At 48.5% G+C, this 15,598-nt stretch carries 23 protein-coding genes and 4 pseudogenes; 17 read left to right on the top strand and 10 right to left on the bottom strand.

Annotated elements, in window-relative coordinates; translation table 11 throughout:
• Nucleotides 1-93: 93 nt before the first annotated feature.
• The 4 genes and pseudogenes from LKD23_RS03475 to LKD23_RS03490 form a co-directional block, all read left to right on the top strand.
• Nucleotides 94-687 (top strand): type IV toxin-antitoxin system AbiEi family antitoxin domain-containing protein, encoded by a 594-nt coding sequence (locus tag LKD23_RS03475; RefSeq protein ID WP_425516120.1) that lies wholly within the window; start codon nucleotides 94-96, stop codon nucleotides 685-687.
• Entirely contained in the window at nucleotides 684-1,538 is an 855-nt protein-coding gene (locus LKD23_RS03480; RefSeq protein ID WP_227620383.1) for a nucleotidyl transferase AbiEii/AbiGii toxin family protein, read from the top strand. Before LKD23_RS03475 ends, LKD23_RS03480 begins: the two co-directional genes overlap by 4 nt.
• Nucleotides 1,535-1,861 (top strand): hypothetical protein, encoded by a 327-nt coding sequence (locus tag LKD23_RS03485; protein ID WP_227620384.1) that lies wholly within the window; start codon nucleotides 1,535-1,537, stop codon nucleotides 1,859-1,861. Before LKD23_RS03480 ends, LKD23_RS03485 begins: the two co-directional genes overlap by 4 nt.
• A 54-nt stretch (nucleotides 1,862-1,915) precedes the next feature.
• Nucleotides 1,916-2,152 (top strand): annotated as a pseudogene (locus tag LKD23_RS03490) (relaxase/mobilization nuclease domain-containing protein); the annotation flags it as partial.
• Here the strand turns inward: LKD23_RS03490 and LKD23_RS03495 are convergent.
• From LKD23_RS03495 to LKD23_RS03540, 10 genes and pseudogenes are all read right to left on the bottom strand, one after another.
• Nucleotides 2,149-2,481 (bottom strand): annotated as a pseudogene (locus LKD23_RS03495) (relaxase/mobilization nuclease domain-containing protein); the annotation flags it as partial. The pseudogenes LKD23_RS03490 and LKD23_RS03495 overlap by 4 nt on opposite strands.
• 101 nt (nucleotides 2,482-2,582) lie before the next feature.
• Complete coding sequence (locus LKD23_RS03500) at nucleotides 2,583-2,873, bottom strand: CD1845 family protein (protein WP_015563774.1); 291 nt, start codon at nucleotides 2,871-2,873, stop codon at nucleotides 2,583-2,585.
• Between the two features lie 156 nt (nucleotides 2,874-3,029).
• On the bottom strand, nucleotides 3,030-3,380 hold the full coding sequence (locus LKD23_RS03505; protein ID WP_002578766.1) for a plasmid mobilization protein: 351 nt from the start codon (nucleotides 3,378-3,380) through the stop codon (nucleotides 3,030-3,032).
• Nucleotides 3,377-3,532, bottom strand: a complete 156-nt coding sequence (locus LKD23_RS03510; RefSeq protein WP_015563773.1) for a hypothetical protein — start codon at nucleotides 3,530-3,532, stop codon at nucleotides 3,377-3,379. Before LKD23_RS03510 ends, LKD23_RS03505 begins: the two co-directional genes overlap by 4 nt.
• Nucleotides 3,533-3,543: 11 nt before the next feature.
• Nucleotides 3,544-4,305: a defense against restriction DarA-related protein gene (locus tag LKD23_RS03515; protein ID WP_051400576.1), complete on the bottom strand. Its 762-nt coding sequence runs from the start codon at nucleotides 4,303-4,305 to the stop codon at nucleotides 3,544-3,546.
• A 210-nt stretch (nucleotides 4,306-4,515) separates the two neighbouring features.
• Nucleotides 4,516-4,869 carry a cysteine-rich VLP domain-containing protein gene (locus LKD23_RS03520; RefSeq protein WP_025483355.1) on the bottom strand — a complete coding sequence of 118 codons (354 nt, stop codon included), beginning with the start codon at nucleotides 4,867-4,869 and terminating at the stop codon, nucleotides 4,516-4,518.
• A 4-nt stretch (nucleotides 4,870-4,873) separates the two neighbouring features.
• The gene (locus LKD23_RS03525) at nucleotides 4,874-5,047 is read right to left on the bottom strand and encodes a hypothetical protein (RefSeq protein ID WP_166460027.1); all 174 of its coding nucleotides are present in this window, start codon (nucleotides 5,045-5,047) and stop codon (nucleotides 4,874-4,876) included.
• Nucleotides 5,044-5,766, bottom strand: coding sequence for a DUF4366 domain-containing protein (locus LKD23_RS03530; RefSeq protein ID WP_025483356.1), 723 nt, complete (start codon nucleotides 5,764-5,766; stop codon nucleotides 5,044-5,046). Before LKD23_RS03530 ends, LKD23_RS03525 begins: the two co-directional genes overlap by 4 nt.
• Before the next feature lie 2 nt (nucleotides 5,767-5,768).
• Nucleotides 5,769-6,020 (bottom strand): DUF4315 family protein, encoded by a 252-nt coding sequence (locus LKD23_RS03535; protein WP_025483358.1) that lies wholly within the window; start codon nucleotides 6,018-6,020, stop codon nucleotides 5,769-5,771.
• 13 nt (nucleotides 6,021-6,033) lie between these two features.
• A pseudogene (locus LKD23_RS03540) lies at nucleotides 6,034-6,516 on the bottom strand (C40 family peptidase); the annotation flags it as partial.
• Here LKD23_RS03540 and LKD23_RS03545 point away from each other — a divergent pair.
• From LKD23_RS03545 to LKD23_RS03605, 13 genes and pseudogenes are all read left to right on the top strand, one after another.
• Nucleotides 6,516-6,854 (top strand): annotated as a pseudogene (locus LKD23_RS03545) (DUF4253 domain-containing protein); the annotation flags it as partial. The pseudogenes LKD23_RS03540 and LKD23_RS03545 overlap by 1 nt on opposite strands.
• Nucleotides 6,855-6,870: 16 nt before the next feature.
• Nucleotides 6,871-7,188 (top strand): hypothetical protein, encoded by a 318-nt coding sequence (locus LKD23_RS03550; protein ID WP_227620386.1) that lies wholly within the window; start codon nucleotides 6,871-6,873, stop codon nucleotides 7,186-7,188.
• A gap of 12 nt (nucleotides 7,189-7,200) precedes the next feature.
• On the top strand, nucleotides 7,201-7,908 hold the full coding sequence (locus LKD23_RS03555) for a hypothetical protein (RefSeq protein WP_118562865.1): 708 nt from the start codon (nucleotides 7,201-7,203) through the stop codon (nucleotides 7,906-7,908).
• Nucleotides 7,909-7,910: 2 nt separating this feature from the next.
• Nucleotides 7,911-8,789 carry a DUF4261 domain-containing protein gene (locus LKD23_RS03560; protein ID WP_118562866.1) on the top strand — a complete coding sequence of 293 codons (879 nt, stop codon included), beginning with the start codon at nucleotides 7,911-7,913 and terminating at the stop codon, nucleotides 8,787-8,789.
• Between the two features lie 169 nt (nucleotides 8,790-8,958).
• Nucleotides 8,959-9,921: a helix-turn-helix transcriptional regulator gene (locus LKD23_RS03565; protein ID WP_227620387.1), complete on the top strand. Its 963-nt coding sequence runs from the start codon at nucleotides 8,959-8,961 to the stop codon at nucleotides 9,919-9,921.
• Nucleotides 9,922-10,052: 131 nt separating this feature from the next.
• Nucleotides 10,053-10,421: a helix-turn-helix domain-containing protein gene (locus LKD23_RS03570; RefSeq protein ID WP_227620388.1), complete on the top strand. Its 369-nt coding sequence runs from the start codon at nucleotides 10,053-10,055 to the stop codon at nucleotides 10,419-10,421.
• Nucleotides 10,422-10,489: 68 nt separating this feature from the next.
• Complete coding sequence (locus LKD23_RS03575; RefSeq protein ID WP_431834215.1) at nucleotides 10,490-11,047, top strand: ImmA/IrrE family metallo-endopeptidase; 558 nt, start codon at nucleotides 10,490-10,492, stop codon at nucleotides 11,045-11,047.
• 104 nt (nucleotides 11,048-11,151) lie between these two features.
• Nucleotides 11,152-11,688: a hypothetical protein gene (locus LKD23_RS03580; protein WP_002592913.1), complete on the top strand. Its 537-nt coding sequence runs from the start codon at nucleotides 11,152-11,154 to the stop codon at nucleotides 11,686-11,688.
• Between the two features lie 300 nt (nucleotides 11,689-11,988).
• Nucleotides 11,989-12,537, top strand: a complete 549-nt coding sequence (locus tag LKD23_RS03585; RefSeq protein WP_003524839.1) for a sigma-70 family RNA polymerase sigma factor — start codon at nucleotides 11,989-11,991, stop codon at nucleotides 12,535-12,537.
• A 488-nt stretch (nucleotides 12,538-13,025) separates the two neighbouring features.
• The gene (locus tag LKD23_RS03590; RefSeq protein ID WP_002569115.1) at nucleotides 13,026-13,406 is read left to right on the top strand and encodes a type II toxin-antitoxin system PemK/MazF family toxin; all 381 of its coding nucleotides are present in this window, start codon (nucleotides 13,026-13,028) and stop codon (nucleotides 13,404-13,406) included.
• A 30-nt stretch (nucleotides 13,407-13,436) separates the two neighbouring features.
• The gene (locus LKD23_RS03595) at nucleotides 13,437-13,664 is read left to right on the top strand and encodes a helix-turn-helix domain-containing protein (RefSeq protein ID WP_002569114.1); all 228 of its coding nucleotides are present in this window, start codon (nucleotides 13,437-13,439) and stop codon (nucleotides 13,662-13,664) included.
• Between the two features lie 104 nt (nucleotides 13,665-13,768).
• The gene (locus tag LKD23_RS03600; RefSeq protein WP_002569113.1) at nucleotides 13,769-14,206 is read left to right on the top strand and encodes a helix-turn-helix domain-containing protein; all 438 of its coding nucleotides are present in this window, start codon (nucleotides 13,769-13,771) and stop codon (nucleotides 14,204-14,206) included.
• A complete protein-coding gene (locus LKD23_RS03605; RefSeq protein WP_007862346.1) occupies nucleotides 14,184-15,575 on the top strand; it encodes a tyrosine-type recombinase/integrase in 1,392 nt (463 codons plus the stop codon). The genes LKD23_RS03600 and LKD23_RS03605 overlap by 23 nt, the downstream gene beginning before the upstream one ends.
• Nucleotides 15,576-15,598 lie beyond the last annotated feature (23 nt).

Raw genomic sequence — 15,598 nt, forward strand, 5'->3', positions numbered from 1 at the left:
CGTCTGTTAAATTTGGAAAGAGAAACTATATATCCACGACTTTACTTTTGAACTAATATTGAATATAATATTAGTACGAAAGGAAGTGACATGATGGGACAATTTGAACAGCTGGATCAGATGCTAACAGCACAAGAAGGAATGCTGCGAACATCACAGGTCGTATCCTCTGGAATTTCAAAGCCGGTATTTTATGATTATGTGCGTTCACGAGATTTGGATAGAGTTGCACATGGGATTTATCTGTCCAAAGATTCCTGGGTGGATGCCATGTATCTGCTTCATTTGCGATTTGAACAAGCAGTATTTTCACATGAAACAGCTTTATTTTTTCACGATCTGACAGACCGTGAACCAATAGAATATACAGTTACGGTCAAAACTGGATGCAATCCAAGCAAAATGAAAGCAGAAGGCATTCAAGTTTTTACGATTAAAGCAGACTTACATGATGTAGGACTTACAACAGCGAAAACTCCGTTCGGGCATACTGTGCCGGTTTATGATATGGAGCGAACGATCTGTGATTTGCTCAGAAGCCGTAGCAGAATTGAAATTCAGACCTTTCAGGGAGCACTGAAAGCGTATGCCCGTAGAAAAGATAAGAACCTGCGAGCTTTAATGCAATATGCCGGGATGTTCAAGGTGGAAAAAATTTTACGACAGTATTTGGAGGTACTTTTATGATAAAAACAGCAAGGCAGCTTAAAGATTTAATACGAAACCTTTCCAGAGAAAAATCCGCAGATGCTCAGATTTTAATGAGGAACTACATGATGGAGCGTTTTTTGGAGCGTATTTCTCTTTCTGAGTATCGTGATAAGTTTATCTTAAAGGGTGGTATGTTGGTAGCGGCTATGGTTGGATTGGATGCCCGCTCTACGATGGATTTGGATGCAACCATAAAAGGAGCTAATGTTAATGTGGAGGATATTGAGAATCTAATTTCATCAATCGTAACTGTTCCGATTGATGATGGTGTTAAATTTCAGCTGAAAAGTATTTCGGAGATTATGGATGAAGCAGAGTATCCGGGGATTCGTGTCAGCATGAGTACAACATTCGATGGTGTAGTGACCCCTTTGAAAATTGATATTTCTACGGGAGATGCAATCACTCCAAGAGAGGTTCGGTATTCATTCAAACTTATGCTGGAAGATCGCTCCATTGATATTTGGGCTTATAATTTAGAAACTGTGCTGGCAGAAAAACTGGAAACCATTATTACCAGAACCACAACCAATACCCGCATGAGAGATTTCTACGATATTTACATTTTAGAACAGCTGCATGGAACCACGCTGAACCCGAAAATTTTACATGATGCGCTTCTGGCAACTGCTCATAAACGGGGATCTGAGAAGTATCTTAACCAGGCTGAAGAAGTTTTTAACGAAGTAGAAAATGATTCGGTTATGCAAAAACTTTGGGAGGCATACCGTAAAAAGTTTTCTTATGCTTCTGATTTGGAATGGGATGTGATTATGAAAGCAATTCGCAGGTTATATGCACTTTGCGAGAAAGGTATCAGCTTATGAAAAAGCATGGACATTATTGTAAAATTTGTGGCGAATACAAAGCCAACGAAAAATTTTCAGGCAAAGGTCATGCAGCCCACATTTGTAAATCCTGTGCTTTGCTACCAGCAGAAAAGCAGGCTGAACTGATGACACTGAATCGTCTTTTGAATCTTCCATGGAGGCTATCGAAAGAGCAGTTGTCCTGGCTGAAAAATCGACTAAAGGATAGGCGGCCTAATGTCCGTGCATTGGCGCAAGAGCAATATGAAATGAGATTTCCACCAAGACACTTAGAAGATGATGAGTTCAATTTTTTCGATGAAGAAAGTTTTATAGAATAGTGAAAGCGGTCTGCTACGGCAGGCCGTTTTCTTTTCGGGAAGGAGGTCTGACCTATGGCAACCACAAGAATCATGCCGCTTCATGTCGGCAAGGGTCGCACAGAAAGTCGGGCGATCAGTGACATCATCGACTATGTGGCCAATCCAAAGAAAACAGATAACGGCAGACTCATTACCGGCTATGCGTGTGACAGCCGGACTGCGGATGCAGAGTTTCTTCTGGCAAAGCGGCAGTACATTGCCGCTACCGGACGAGTGCGCGGTGCGGATGATGTGATTGCCTATCATGTGGCAACGAAAAAGGCGTGCTTCCCCTTTGTCCAGCGCATAGCCGTTTCATAGCCCACCCGGTTTGCCTCCTCCGGGGTGATCTCTCCAGGACGGAAGGACTGCCGGATCTGATAGCACAGCACATCCGCATCCCGCCGCTGCTCCCGGCCCGTGACGGCTTTGTACTTTGCCTTTGCCAGCAGAAACTCGGCATCGGCTGTGCGGTGGTCGCACTCATAGGCGGAAATGAGCTCCCCGCCTTGGGTTTTCTCCGGGTTTTGGCCGTAGTCGAAACGGTCTTTCAGCGATTGGGCAACAGTTTCCCCCTTGCTGATATGGTGGGTGATCAAGCGTGTTGTGGCCGTAGGCTCACCTCCTCCAGATAGACGAAAAGCGGGCGACGGGAAAATCCCCGCCGCCCGGCACTTCTGGACAAAGTGTCCAGAGGTCATCAGCTAAACATAAAATCCTGCAAAGCGTATTTCACCCCATACAGGCGCTCCAGCAGCCACTCCCCGATGGCCGGGAGCCCAAAGGGGGAAACCAAAAACGCCAGCACCAGCATGGCAATACACCCGGTATGCAGCCCTGCGAAAAAACCGCAGGCCGCCAGCAGAACGAAAACCGTACACGCCAGCCAGCAGAGCGCCCCTGCGATGCAGGAGAGGAACGAGAGCACCGCCACAGCGAGGATCAGCGCCAGAACAAAGGGGGCCGCGATGATTTTCAAAATGATACGCATGGTTCATACCTCCTACAAAAGTTTGCTATTTGCCTCTATATGTATATTATAACTCAGTAAGAGGGGGCCAACAAGGATGACTCCGGCTGCCCCCACCTCTGGGCAAAGTGTCCAGAAGCCGGGGCAGCCGGGGAGCGTTGCGCTCCCCGGCAAGGGTTAAAGCTCCACCACCGCCGACAGCTTTTTGAGCAGGTCGGACAGCGGCTCCCACAGGGTTTCATAGTCCCGCTGGAGGGCCTTGATCTCCTCCGGGTAAATGCCGCCGTAGGTGTTCGCCTGGATCGCCACCTGGTTTAGATTGTTGGAGCACCGCCGCTGGAGTGATACCAACTCCCGGACGGGCGAAAGGTCAACATGGAGCACATAGCCGTTGAGCGCCATTTTCCGCACATAGGCCCCCAGGTTACGGACACCCGCCTCGGCCATGCGCTCCCGGATCAGCGCCAGCTCCTCCTCGGACACCATCACATGAAGATGGACAGGGCGGCGGCGCTTTTTCTGGCTCACCGTTCCTCGCGCTCCCGGCTCCGATAGGGGCGGGGCGGCTCCTTTACCTTGTCCAGCGGCTTTTCCTCCTCCGGGGGCTGGGGGGAGCCAAACACGCCGCACAGCCTTTTCATTTCCAGGTCGGCCCGATCCTGTTCCCTCTGTTTTTCCATACACATACCTCCTAACGCTCGCCCCTATCGGGGGCTTTCTTTTTTGGAGCCTCCGGCTCCCGGTGCTCCAGGGCCTCCCGCTGGGCGGCCTTGATTTGTTCGGCAATCGGCTGTTTTTCTTTCGCCTGTTTGTGGGCCTTAGCTGCTACTTGACGCTCCACCCCACGGGCGCGGGCGGTAAGCTGCTCCGGGGTGACATACTCTTTCGCCACATAGCTGCCAAAGTCGGGATAAAACCAGGTCAGCCGCCTTTGTTCCGGGACATGGTGGGCGTCCTCCCATTTGCCTACCACCTGGGCCTGGGCATCCATCTGCCGCCGGATGTCCAGATTTTCACGGGAGGGCCGCAGTTCATAATCCTGCATTTCCCGCTCAGTCAGCGGCTGGGCATAGGTGATGGCACCACACGCCTGGAACGCCTCACCCGTCACTTCCAGGCGGGTGAAATATAAATCCATGTGGACAGGACGGTTAAAGTAGCTGTTCGGGTAGGTGCCGATGTCGATGGGCCGCTGGGTGGAGTAGTATTTGTAGGTTTCCTTGTCCGGGGCCTGCTCTACCTCAAACACATGATAGCGCCGCTGATAGTCCTCAGCCCGATTGTGAAAATCCCGTTCTGCCATATCCGGCTCGTTGTGATAGTGGCCCCAAAAGAAGTCCCGGTGCCCGTCCTGCTCGTTGAATTGCCATGTTACATAGGGGTTTGGAGCCTTGGGGTTTTCCCCCAGCACAAAGCCACATTTGTTGTCAAACAGGATCGTGTGGCGTATCACATAGCCTTGATTTTCTTCCAGAATACCGCCTCCTTGTCATAATCAAATAGGCCGCCACCTCTGGACAAAGTGTCCAGAAGTGACAGCGTGGGGATGTGGAAAGCATTTGGCTAAAACGGGGGTAGGCCAAAGAAACATACGGCCCACCCCAAAACCGGCCCCGGAAAGCCTTGTGATCAGCGGGTTTTCCGGGGCCTAATTTTCCACACATCACCTCCGCTTTTTCCGCATATACTCCCGCTTTTGCCGCCGCAGGGCGATCCGGGCGCAAACCTCGGAGCAGTAGGCCATGCGCCCATCCACGGGGACAGCCCCGCCGCAGATGGGGCAGGGTTTGAAAACCGGGGGCGGGCCCTCGGTCAAGAGCGCCGCCTCCAGCGCCGGATCAAGGGGCAGGACAGCCTCCCGGAAATAACGGCAATAGGCCCCCGTCCAGCATTTGCCGAACATATAACATTCGCACTCCAGGGGCAGGCATCCATATTCCTTGTTATAGTTGGCGCACCACTTCACCACCAGGGCGCGGATTTTCCTTTTTTCCTCGCGGGTCAGTTCACGGGCCACCCCATCACCTCCCGGCAGGGGTTTTCAAAAGCTCCCGGTAGCAGGACACGCAGCTGATCCCCCGCCAGTAGGGGCACCCGGAGCAACGGGAGCCTTTGGGCGCTTTGGGGATGGAGGGGGCCAGAGGCCGGGGCTTCTGTTTCATCATTTTTTCATAGGGGTTATTGGTAAAGTTCATTCCTCATCCTCCTCGCTGTTTTCGTCCTCGTCCCAGGGCGGGCCGTCGTCCTCATAGTCCTCCTCGCCGTAGTCCTCCTCCGGCTCGGCGGCCTGCTGCTGTTTGGGCCGGATCACCTTGAAATAGAACGCGGCCCCGCCGCCGATCCCAGCCACTGCCAGGATGAGAAGGAGCCTCCCCATGCTGCCGCCTGTTTCCGGCTCCTCCGCAGGCTCCTCAGTTTCCGCAGGCTCCGGGGCGACGCCCACGCATTTTCCCATATTGACAGAGCAGACGGCGCACTCTGTATTGACAGCCCCCACCTCGCATTTTTCAGAGCAGGAGCACACCGCCTGTTCCACGCCAGCGGCCTCGGCTGCGGCCAGCAGGTCGGCTTCGTCCACCACATTCAGAAAATAGGTTTCGTACTGTTCGCCCTCCTCGTCCACGGGCTTGTCGTAGTCAATGACGAAATAAAATGTAGCCCCGCCGCTGGTCTGGACGGTGATAAACTGCTTGTTGGTGTTTTCGTCATAGAGCAGGTCGCGGGTCACAAAACCGCCCTCCTCCGAAAAGCCCTGGCCGGGCTCTATGGTAGGCTCCGGCTCCGGGGCCAGGGTTTCCATTGTGGGATCGCCGTAGTCCTCATACTCGCCGCCCCCAGCATAGGCGGTGGTGCTGAATCCGCATAAAAGAACAGCGGCGCAAAGCGCCGCCGTCAAAGACTTCCATCGTTTCATATTCAATTTTCCTCCTTTTCCATAGGCCCCGACTTCTGGACACTTTGTCCAGAAGTACCCTCCCGGAGCTGCTGAAGCACCAGGGGCAGCTCCTCCAGGGAAATGCTCAGACCCCGCACGATGTCCACGATCTCGCTGTTTTCCGCCTCCAGCTTGTTTTTCTCCAGCTCCTTGAGCCGGGCCTGCTGCTCGTTGATTTTGGCCTTGACCTTTTCGATCTCGGCCTGGATTTTTTGGCTTTTGCTTGCCGCCATAGAGTACCTCCAATCATGGTAAACGCCCGTAGGCGTAGAAATGGGACTGCCAGTAGCTTGTATTCAAATTCGCGTAGCTGATGGGATCGCCCGCATGGATCATCATCCCGTCCCCCACATAGATACCACAGTGGGAAACGCCGCTTGTATCATAGGTACCCTCAAAAAAGACCAGATCGCCGGGGCGGGGCACGCTGGTGGGGGTGCAGATGTTGTAGAGCCCCTGGGCCCCCAGGCGGCCCACATCCCAGCCGGAGTGATTGATCACCCAGGATACGAAGCCAGAGCAGTCAAAGGAAGTGGCGGGGGAGCTGCCGCCCCACACATAGGGATAACCCAGGTACTTTTCCGCCTCGCCCAAGATAGCCGCAAAGGTTTCATCGTCCAGATATTCCTCCGGCACATCGTAGTCGGCGGGCGGTTTCGTGTATTTGTCCACATACCCGGACTCCGGGAACAGGTCGGGCCGGTTGCCCAGGCTGGACATATAGAGGGCATCCTCTCATTCTGGCTAAAATCCCCGTGAAGAATCCTTGGGAGATATTCGCCTACCTGCCCTTTGGTGGCTGGAATGAGTGTCCTGACACGCCGGAGTTAATGGCAGTTGCGAAATACTGGTTTGAACAGCATGGGGCGGTGCCTGCTGCCATGAGCCACGACGAGTTGGAGTTCCTGCTCCCGGCTCCCGTTCCCAAGGAGAAGGCTATGGATGCAGCAGTGGAACTGTATGGCTTCTGTCCCGATGTAATTGACCAAGGCCCAGAGGACGCCACCGTGGGCGCTCTGGCCGATGTGCTGCGGCAGTCCACTGTTTGGTACTTCTGGTGGGATTAAGAAGGAGGATGTGTCTATGAAGGAATATTTGAACATAAATTTTTCAGATATAGTTTATGGCGAAAATGGATTTCTTGTGGAACTGCGTTGTAATAATATCTTTCATGAGCAGTTGTTTGGAGAGATAAAAACCTACCTTCACAAAAAAGAGACAGAGTGGAAGGTAGCGGGAGCTATCCCTATCCCTGACGCAGTTGCCATATTTAATCTAATTGATCAGTTAGCTGGGGGAAATCGGTTTTGGGGCGAGGAAACAGGCCGCCAGGCAGAAGATGCGCTTTTTGAACTACAGGAAATAATCGGTTCATTAGAGGAATCGCCTGAGTGTGAGTGAAAGGAGGATTTTATGGGATACGATGTGAGTTTTCACCCGATTTCCCCAGAAGAAATGCAGGAATGGTATTTTACCCCGCTTTCCTGGGTCCAGCAGGGGCAGGAAGAAAAGGTGCTGGCTCTTGCCGCACAGAATGGGATAGAGGATTTCTATGCGGAAAAATATCTGGATACCTTGCGGGTCGGTGCGGGGACAGAGCCGGATGAATTGTTTGACAAGAGCCACGGCTTTTATATTGCGGTGATCCAGGGCTTTTTCCGAGATTACTATTACACTAGAGGGAGCGGTTTTTCCTTTTTGATAGAGGAGAAGCCAGAATATGCGCGCTACTTTACCTCATGGGAACAGGTGGTGCCAACAGCTTTTCCAAATCCGGCAGAAAATCAGATCATTGAAAACTACTGCGCCGGTGTCTACCTGTCTCCGAAGCAGGTTGTGCAACTTCTCCGTAATCTGGAGCAGGACCCCAAAGTGTGTGAAGATCTGGAGAGGATTTGGAGCAACGGACAGCTTGCTGTGCTGAAAAAGGCCCTCACTGCCGCGGCTGAACTGAGTGTCGGTCTGCTGGAAGCTACCGAGGTGGTGGAGCCTAACCCTATCCGCCCTAATGAGAGTACAAGCTACTCAAACCTGTACCACTGTGATAGGGATGGGGTGTATCTTTATATGGACACCGTCAGCAGACAGATCGAAGATGCCATCAGGAAAAGTGAGGAATAAGTATGAGCAATAAAGTGTTCCAGCAAAACCTGGATGACAAAAAAGGCCCCCAGCCCGGAGGCCCCTATCTCATTCAGATGCTGTTCAAAGAACCGGTAGAAATGCCGGATAAAGAAAAAATGACTGCCATAATGGAGAAGCACATCGGATCAACAGAGTGCTTCTGTTATGATAAGAAAATGGCCGGCTTTGCCGCACAGGAGCATATTGCAGAGTTCAAGGACGGAAAATGCCCGGTGCAGCTGATGGTGATGAAATGCGACAAGTTCAAGGGCAAAGGCTTCGATGCCTTTTTGATGAGCCAGATGTGGGACTGCCAGGAGGACCGGGAGCGGATCTTCCGGGAGTGCAAATATCAGGTGGTAGCTACCGATATGCTGACGGCGGCGCTTCCGGCACTGGAGCGTGCCAATCTGGACATCGACTTCTTGGAGGCTCTGGCGGAGCTGTACCCCTCATGCGAAGCATTCTATTTCCAGAACTGCGGCAAGCTGTTTCTGGCGGAGGATGTGCGTTCCCATCAGATCGAAGGCTCGGACCGCTTCATCCGCTTTGGCGTCAATGTCCGCTTCTTTAACATTGAGGGTACCGAAGATATGCTCATCGACACGGTGGGCATGAGCACCCTGTTCCTGCCCGACCTCCAGTACCACTTCCACGACATGGACCCCAACTGGGTGGTAAACCACGCCTACAATGTGGCATCGTACATATTGGAGCATGATAACCCCATTCAGGATGGGGAAACCATAGACGGCGTGGCGGATGGCCAGATGTGCCGAGAGATTCAGTGGAAGTGTCAGTATGAGGACGCTCTGATCCAGCCGCCCAGAGGGGTGCTGGACATCCACATGGGGAACTATGCCTCGGGAGGACGCTGAATGAACGGCGTTGTGCTCCTGGTGGGCGGACTGCTGCTTGTGGCGGTAATCAAGCTGATTATGGATCGAAATTGGATTGGCCTACTTCTCTGTGCTGTCGCCCTGCTTCTGGTCTTTGGGGCTGGACACCATACAAAATAGGCCATTTTAAGAATCGAGGAGGTGAAGTATGCAGAATTCAACAAATATGAGGATACTGGAATTACTCCGGTTTCTCTATGCGCGGACCGACGAAAATCATCCCGCCACAGTATCTGACATCATTGCCCATCTGAATGTAAAAGGAATTCAGGCAGTGCGGCAGACTGTTTACGCGGATACCAATGCGCTGATTGATGCAGGGATTGATATTGTGGTGGCCAAGAGTACCCAAAACCAATATTTTATGGGAAGCCGCCTGTTTGAGTATCCAGAACTGAAAATGCTGACAGACGCAGTAGCATCCTCGAAGATCATTTCTGCCAAGAAATCCGAGGAACTGGTACAGAAATTATGCTGTCTGACCAGCACACATCAGGCAGAACAGCTTCAAAAATTTGCTGCTTTATCCAGCCGTGTCAAACCGCATAATGAAAAGGTTTACTATATCATTGATAATATCCAAACAGCGATTGGAAACCATCAGCAAATTCGGTTCCAATACTATGAATATACTCAGGAAAAAAAGAAAATCTTAAAGCACGATGGATATTATTATGTCGTAAATCCCTATGCGCTTGAATGGAAAAATGACCATTACTATTTGATTGGATTTTCTCTGAAGCATCAGAAGATTGCTCACTTCCGTGTAGATCGGCTAACAAGTGTAGAAAATCTGGAAACTTACTTTATGCCGATAGAGGGATTTGATGTAGCCTCCTATACAAATAAAATGGTTGATATGTTTACATCGGAGTCATCGAAGGAAGTAACCCTTCTATGTGAAAACGAATTGATGAGAGTAATTATAGATCATTATGGAGAAGATGCTGCTGTTGATAGGTATGATGATACACACTTCACAGCCAAAATTGAAGTGAACCCCAGTGGAACTTTTTATGGCTGGATATTCAAATTCAAAGGGAAAATAAAAATTCTCTCTCCCAAAGAGTGCATTACGGAAATGCAGCAAATCGCTCAGGAATTTATATAGTGCAAAAGAGGTGTTATTGATTTTTAACACCTCTTTTCAAATGGAATTTTTGTCCTTGAAGTGAACGGATGTTCGATATACAATATAAGCAAGATGTTCGCAGTTCGTCGAACAAATGAGAGGTGAATGCTGTGGGCAATATAACTTTTGGATCATTTATAGCTGATAAACGCAAGGCACATAAATTCAATTTACGCGATACAGCCAAGCATTTGAATATTGCTTATGGCTATCTGTGTGACATTGAACAAAGCCGCCGTCCTGCTCCCACTGGAGATTTTGTGGAACGCATCTCTGCCTTTCTGAATTTGGATAAATCAGAACATGAGTTGCTTTTGGATCTGGCTGCAAAATCACGCAATACAGTATCTGCTGATTTGCCAGACTATATCATGGAAAAAGATATTGTTCGGGCAGCCTTGCGTGTGGCAAAAGAAGTAGACGCTACCGATGAAGAATGGCAGACATTTATGAAAATGCTAAAGGAGCGTAAACGATAGGGGGGAGAGCTTTGTCAATTCCACAAATCCGTACAGAAGCAATCGAGGCGGTAGGGCGAAAAATCCTGATGGAATATGATCCCTCTCTGCTATCCGGGCAACCATGTCCTGTGCCAATCGAAACCATTATCGAGACAAAGTTTGATCTAATCCTGGAGTTTCATACACTAAGAAAAAACCCCAAGATATTAGGGGAAACAATTTTCGATGACGGTGCCGTTGTTTTATATGACCAGCTACAGAGACAGTATCGAATGATTGCAGTAAGAGCCGGTACAATCTTAATTGATGAACGGCTTTGTGATCCGTCAAAATTAGGGCGGCTCCGTTTTACCTGTGCCCATGAGCTGGCTCATTGGGTACTACATAAGAAGTTGTACTCTGGTACTGGAGATGTTGCTGCTTATAACGGAAATGTTTCTTCCGACGAAAGTCATGGCATAATTGAGCGTCAGGCGGATACTTTGGCCTCTGCTCTGCTGATGCCTTTACCACAGATTAAAAAATGTTTTTACCGGCTTAAAATAGGCCGGACAGATGAACAGCTCATTGCTGAAATGGCAAATATTTTTGAGGTTTCCAAGCAAGCAATGCAGATTCGTCTAAAATCCAGGAACCTGATATAACCAAAGGGGGGAATAGAGGGAGGCACTGCCCTCTCTCACTCTCCTCTGCTATGCTATTTTGTACCTAATATGTTCGCAATATTGTGAACAAGGAGGGATATTCTATGAGAAAAGAAAGTACAACAATCCAAAAATGTAACAGCAGGCTAACAGCTTTGGGGCTTAACAGCGATGCTGCGTTTCATAGAAGTAAGCTGATTCTAAAGATTTACCGTGATGTAGTCTGGGTTCTGAGTGAACGGGCAGAAGAATTACAAGAAACTGCTTGGATTATGGGAGAACAAGATATAGAGTCTGGCCTCTGCTATCTTGAAAATTTTGCACCAGATATTGAACTGCAAGCCTTTGAAGAAAAAGTTTGCTGCCTTGTTCAAAATCAAATGCTGGTCAATATTATTGACCGTGCACTCCTTCGTCTGAAACGGTATCCGGATCGAGGAGAACTTTACTATGAAATTTTGACTAAGCAATTCATCTATCGGTTCAACAGCACAGAGAAAGAATTGCTGGAAGAACTAAATATAGAGCGCAGTGTCTTTTATGACCGAAAACGAGAAGCCATCTATTTATTTTCTGTTTGCTTGTTTGGATATTCTATTCCAGAAGTCCTGGAGGAACTGCCCCGACTAAATCCCGACTAAATCCCGACAAATCCCCGACCTAATCCCTACTCCCTTCCGACTTCCGACCTGCTATACTTGTTATAGTGGCAGGAATGCACTAAATTGAATACTTTTCTACATAAGGCCCGGCATTAACCGGGCTTTTTTCATTCCTGCTGCAATATGGCGGCAGGAACATGGCTGGAGGTGAAAACACTTCCGGCCTTTTTCTTTGCCCGGTATTAGGAGGCCGGTATGCGCTGGGAGGCGTACATAGCAAAATATCCATGACACCGTTCAAATTCGCTGACTACCAAGAATTTGAACGGAGGAAAGGATATGACGAGAGTATTCATTTGGAAAAATAACAGCCCACAGGAATGGGAGGAAATCAGTTTTTCAGCGTTCAGTAAGGCACGCCGCAATGGTTGCTTTACTGGGCGCTTTTTTGTTGAAACAGTCAAAATGTTCCGTGATGAAGATGACCGCATTATCATGGAATGTTCTCGCAAAGATTTTGAAAAATACCAACAGGAGGACCGCCACAGCCGCTATCTCCAGGAACATGAGAAAAGTCGCTCTATATTCCCGGCTTCTCATGTGGGAGATCGTGACGGCACAGAGGAAGGTTATCAGGATACAGATTTGTTTGTGGATGAATCTGTTGATACTGCGGAACAAGCAATTTGTAATCTTCTTATGGCCGATCTGCACCGTGCTTTGCAGCAGCTGAGTCAGAAAGAACGCTCTTTTATCTTGGATTATTACGGCATGGAAAAGCCAAGTACACTGCAATTAGCCAAAAGATATGGCATTAGTCAGCCCGCAGCTCATAAGCGTCTGAAAAAAATTGAAGAAAAAATAAAAAAGTTGGTTATAGATTTCTAAAAAAAGTGGCAGTAGCAAGTGAGAGGGAAATCCTTTCACTTGCACCTTGACAACCTCATATACGAATCATTAAGTTTGATCCTCTTTGGGCGTAATAGCCGCTACATCAGCGGTATATTTTCTGAGAGCTGCCACTCACATAACAGGCCAACCCATTTTTGCTGTATAGATGAGTTTGCGGTTTATCAGAAATATATCAGGCTGGAATACATCGGATGGCATCCGGTCATGGCATAACAAGGAGGAAAGCTCTCTTACAGCCATAGTCCGAGCGTGATAACAACCGTCGCAGGCCATGGGTAAGACCAAACGAAGTGGAGGTGAAATTCCTGAGAAGCAGGCCAGCCACCTGCGGCTTAATGATTACCCAAATCCCTGGGGTGTCGTGGACAAGTAAGGGATAAAACAGGCGCTAAATCGAAGGAGACTCTGTAATTTGCAGAGCCTCCTTCTTACATAATCAAATCTAAAAACATAGGAGGATGAACATGAAAGAAGATTGGATTTATAAGCGTGGGGATTTATATTATGCCAATTTGAACCCTTATTTTGGATCAGAGCAAGGCGGCACCCGTCCTGTCCTGGTTCTTCAAAACAATGTGGGGAATTTTTTCTGCCCTACTTTGATCGTGGCTCCGCTCACCAGTAAATGGATTAAGAAAAAGGAGCTGCCCACACACTATGCACTGGAGAGCGTTCCAGAGCTTGGACTGAAATCTGTTGTTTTGCTGGAGCAAATTAAAACGATTGATAAAAGGCGTGTTTTATCGTACATTGGGCGCGTATCTCGCGAAGAAATGAGAGCGATTGATGATGCTCTGCAAGTTAGTTTAGATATTCATATTCCGGAGGAAATGGAGGCTCCGTAAGGCCACTTACCGGATAAAGGAGGCGTTTTTATGTTTGAAGCAAGAATTGCGGAATTGAACCGCTTTAATGAACAAAATCCTGTCAGCTATGACAAAAGAACCTATACGGTCGATGAGATTCAGGACATTCTGGGTATCAGTCGTCCCACAGCATATAACCTGGTAAAACAAGGTGTATTCCACAGCGTCAGAGTCGGCGGTCATATCCGCATTTCCAAAAAGAGCTTTGATGACTGGCTGGATCACGCAGATGAATGATTTGTCAAGGATGCCGATCTCCAAATCGACATCCTTAACTTTTTTTCTGCTTTCTCTTACAATGAGGCCATAGCAAGAAAAACTTTATAGAGGAGGCAAAAGCCATGCAAAAACAAAGAGTAAAGACCAGTATGTCTGTACCAGAGATGGGCAAAATGCTTGGGCTTGGTAAAGTAGAATCCTACTGGTTGGTTAAAAAGAACTATTTCAAAACAATTCAAGTGGCCGGACGAATGAGAGTTATGCTGGATAGCTTTGAAGATTGGTATGCCGGCCAGTTCCACTATAAAAAAGTGGATGGTACACCGCCCGGAGAGAAATGGAGGCATACTACGATGTCAGTACCGGAAATGGCGGATCTTTTGGGGCTGAAATCTGGCACAGCTTATGACCTTGTTAAAAGGGGCTATTTTGAGACGACCTTGATTGATCGAAGAATTCGTATCATTACCAGCAGTTTTGAAGCCTGGTATCAAAAGCAAACTCATTATGTGAAAATCTCAGAAAGGAGCAATGAAAATGGCATCTATCGTGAAGCGTAAAAGCAAATATTCTGTGGTGTATGATTACACAGATGAAAACGGAAAACGCAGACAGCGTTGGGAAACCTTCAGCACAAATGCAGAAGCAAAAAAACGAAAAAAGCAAATTGAGTATGAGCAGGACTCTGGAACCTTCTTTATTCCTACGGCAAAGACCCTGAACGATCTGCTCGATGAATATATGTCCATCTATGGTGTAAATACATGGGCAATGTCAACATATGAAAGCCGCCGTGGTCTGGCGAGAAACTACATAACTCCTATTATCGGAGATATGTTACTATCCGACATCACTCCAAGGATGATGGATAAGTATTACCGCGATCTGCTCTCTGTGAAAACGGTAAGCGTCAACAACCGCAAACCCACAAGCGAATATCTGACCCCGCATACAGTAAGAGAAATTCACAAGCTACTTCGCAGTGCCTTTAATCAGGCGGTGCGTTGGGAACTAATCAGCCGTAACCCTGTTCTGAATGCGACACTTCCCAAAGAAGAACATAAAGAACGGGATATATGGACTGCCGAAACGCTGAGCAAGGCGATGGAAGTCTGTGATGATCCTATCCTCTCCCTTGCCTTAAATCTGGCGTTCTCCTGCTCTTTACGCATTGGTGAAATGCTGGGCCTTACCTGGGACTGCATTGATATTGCACCACAGAGCATAGAAAATGGTTCAGCTTATATATTCGTCAACAAAGAGCTGCAACGGGTTACACGAGGTGCATTGGACGATTTGAGCGACAAAGGTGTTATTAAGAAGTTTCCACCTTGCATAGCCAGTACCCATACTGCTCTGGTCCTGAAAGAGCCTAAAACCAAAACCAGTATTCGCCGCGTGTACCTGCCGAAAACAGTTGCCTATATGCTGGTAGAGAGAAAAAAAGAAATTGATGAGCTGATGGATCTGTTTGGAGATGAATACATCGACAATAACCTGGTCTTTTGCTCCAGCAATGGCCGTCCGATGGAAAGCCAGGTGATTAACCGTGCTTTCAATAAACTTATCAAAGAAAACGGACTGCCTCATGTTGTATTCCATTCTCTCCGTCACTCCAGTATCACCTACAAGCTGAAACTCAATGGTGGCGATATGAAATCCGTCCAGGGCGACTCTGGTCATGCTCAGGTAAAAATGGTTGCAGATGTCTACTCTCACATCATCGACGAGGATCGCTGCATAAACGCTCAGCGATTGGAGGAAGCATTTTACTCATCCAAGACTCCTGATCCTGTTGAAGATACAGAGCCTAAAACTGCGGATACTGCCGTCACTGAAAGTGATGAAAGTGATGCAGCGAAGATACTGGAACTGCTTAAAAATCCCGAAACTGCCGCACTGCTCAAGCAGCTGGCAAAAGCTTTATAAAGTCCCTCCCTCAGAAGAACGCC

It is taken from the genome of Faecalibacterium butyricigenerans (assembly GCF_020687345.1).
GTDB lineage: Bacteria > Bacillota > Clostridia > Oscillospirales > Ruminococcaceae > Faecalibacterium > Faecalibacterium butyricigenerans.